General features: G+C 68.3%; 2 protein-coding genes. Both read left to right on the top strand.

The window, feature by feature from the left end:
- The first annotated feature begins 272 nt into the window (after window positions 1-272).
- Window positions 273-1,112 carry a nitrilase-related carbon-nitrogen hydrolase gene (locus AB0C29_RS43000; RefSeq protein ID WP_360833366.1) on the top strand — a complete coding sequence of 280 codons (840 nt, stop codon included), beginning with the start codon at window positions 273-275 and terminating at the stop codon, window positions 1,110-1,112.
- The gene (gene hydA, locus AB0C29_RS42995) at window positions 1,109-2,509 is read left to right on the top strand and encodes a dihydropyrimidinase (protein ID WP_360833364.1); all 1,401 of its coding nucleotides are present in this window, start codon (window positions 1,109-1,111) and stop codon (window positions 2,507-2,509) included. The genes AB0C29_RS43000 and hydA overlap by 4 nt, the downstream gene beginning before the upstream one ends.
- The last annotated feature ends 68 nt before the right edge of the window (window positions 2,510-2,577 follow it).

Raw genomic sequence — 2,577 nt, 5'->3', positions numbered from 1 at the left:
GGCGATGCCCCGGGCGCTGCGGTCGTCGTCCGCGCCCGTGATGTGCCCCAGCAAACCGCCCGACCTCCCGCCGGCGCCCGGCGCGCTTCTTACTTCGCCGAAACATTTGGTTACACGCGAGCAATTGTCCGCCCGTGGTTGTGTCATTAGTGTCCTACGACATCAACCCCGGATGTCAAGCGATGAGCTGGGGACGATGACAGCGGGTGGACAGGCGATCACAATCGTGGGGTGACCCACGCCACCACTGATTTCAGAGAGGGGCCGCAGCGATGAGCAACGTCATCCGGGCCGCCCTCGTCCAGACCAACTGGACGGGCGACAAGGAATCGATGATCAAGGCGCACGAGGACTACGCTCGCGACGCCGCCGCCCAGGGCGCCAAGGTGATCTGCTTCCAGGAGCTGTTCTACGGCCCCTACTTCTGCCAGGTCCAGGACAAGGCCTACTACGAGTACGCCGAGTCCATCCCCGGCCCGACCACCGAACGCTTCCAGGCCCTGGCCGCCGAGCTCGGCATGGTGATGATCCTGCCGATGTACGAGCAGGAGCAGCCCGGCGTCCTCTACAACACGGCGGCCGTGGTGGACGCCGACGGCTCGTACCTCGGCAAGTACCGCAAGCACCACATCCCGCAGGTCAACGGCTTCTGGGAGAAGTTCTACTTCCGGCCCGGCAACCTGGGCTACCCGGTGTTCGACACCGCGGTCGGCAAGGTCGGCGTCTACATCTGTTACGACCGGCACTTCCCCGAGGGCTGGCGGGCCCTGGGCCTGAACGGCGCGCAGATCGTCTTCAACCCGTCGGCGACCAGCCGGGGCCTGTCGTCGTACCTGTGGCAGCTGGAGCAGCCGGCCAGCGCGGTGGCCAACGAGTACTTCATCGGCGCGATCAACCGCACCGGGGTGGAGGAACTCGGCGACAACGACTTCTACGGCCAGTCCTACTTCGTCGACCCGGAGGGCAAGTTCGTCGGCGCGGTCGGCGACACCCACAACCCGGAGCTGATCGTCCGCGATCTGGACATGGACCTGCTCGCCACCGTCCGGGACCGCTGGGCGTTCTACCGCGACCGCCGCCCGGACAGCTACGACGGGCTGGTCGCGCCGTGACCTTTCTGATCAAGGGCGGCACGGTGGTCGGCCCGACCGGGGCCTCCCCCGCCGACGTGCTGGTCGACGGCGAGACCATCGCCGCCGTGTTCGCGCCGGGCCGCGGCCCGGCCGACATCGAGACCATCGACGCCACCGGCAAGTACGTGATCCCCGGGGCCGTCGACGCGCACACCCACATGGAGCTGCCGTTCGGCGGTACGCACGCCAGCGACACTTTCGACACCGGCACCCGGGCGGCGGCCTTCGGCGGCGTCACCACGATCATCGACTTCGCGGTGCAGCGTTACGGCGAGGTCGTGCAGGACGGGCTGGCCGCCTGGCACGCCAAGGCCGAGGGCAACTGCCACATCGACTACGGCTTCCACATGATCCTGGGTGGCGTCACCGACGACTCGCTCAAGGCCATGGACCAGCTCGTCACCGACGAGGGCATCTCCAGCTTCAAGCTGTTCATGGCCTACCCGGGGGTGTTCTACAGCGACGACGGGCAGATCCTGCGGGCGATGCAGAAGGCCCGCGACAACGGCGCCATGATCATGATGCACGCGGAGAACGGGCCGGCCATCGACGTGCTGGTCAAGCAGGCCCTGGAACGCGGCGAGACCGACCCGATCCACCACGGCCTGACCCGCCCGCAGGAGTTGGAGGCCGAAGCCACCAGCCGGGCGATCTGGCTGGCCAGTGTGGCCGCGGACTGCCCGCTCTACATCGTGCACCTGTCCGCGTCCAAGGCGCTCGAACAGGTCGCGGCGGCCCGGGACCAGGGCCGCAACGTCTTCGCCGAGACCTGCCCGCAGTACCTGTACCTGACGCTGGAGGACCAGCTGGGCGCGCCGGGCTTCGAGGGCGCCAAGTGGGTCTGCTCGACCCCGCTGCGCAGCAAGCACGAGAGCCACCGGGCCGACCTGTGGCGCGGCCTGCGCACCAACGACCTGGCCGTGGTCTCCACCGACCACTGCCCGTTCTGCATGAAGGACCAGAAGGAGCTGGGCCTGGGCGACTTCTCCAAGATCCCCAACGGGATCGGCAGCGTCGAGCACCGCGTCGACCTGCTCTACCAAGGTGTGGTCGACGGCAAGCTGTCGCTGGCCCGCTGGGTGGAGACGATCGCCACGACCCCGGCCCGGATGTTCGGCATGTACCCGCGCAAGGGCGTCGTCGCCCCCGGCTCGGACGCCGACATCGTGCTCTACGACCCGGCCGGCCGGACCCGGATCAGCGCGGCCACCCACCACATGAACATGGACCATTCGGCCTGGGAGGGCTGGGAGATCGACGGCAAGGTCGACACCGTCATCTCCCGCGGCACCGTCGTCGTGCGCGGCGGCGAATACCTGGGACGTAAGGGCCACGGTCAGTACGTCCGCCGGGGACTCTCGGACTACCTGGTCTAGGAGGCCACATGCGCGAGATCAGACACTGGATCGACGGCGCCGCCGTCGAGGGCACCAGCGGCCGGCAG

Source organism: Actinoplanes sp. NPDC048791 (genome assembly GCF_040650095.1).
Taxonomy (GTDB): Bacteria; Actinomycetota; Actinomycetes; order Mycobacteriales; family Micromonosporaceae; genus Actinoplanes.
The sequence above is the reverse complement of the archived record's forward strand: the minus strand, read 5'-3'. Positions and strand labels throughout refer to the sequence as shown.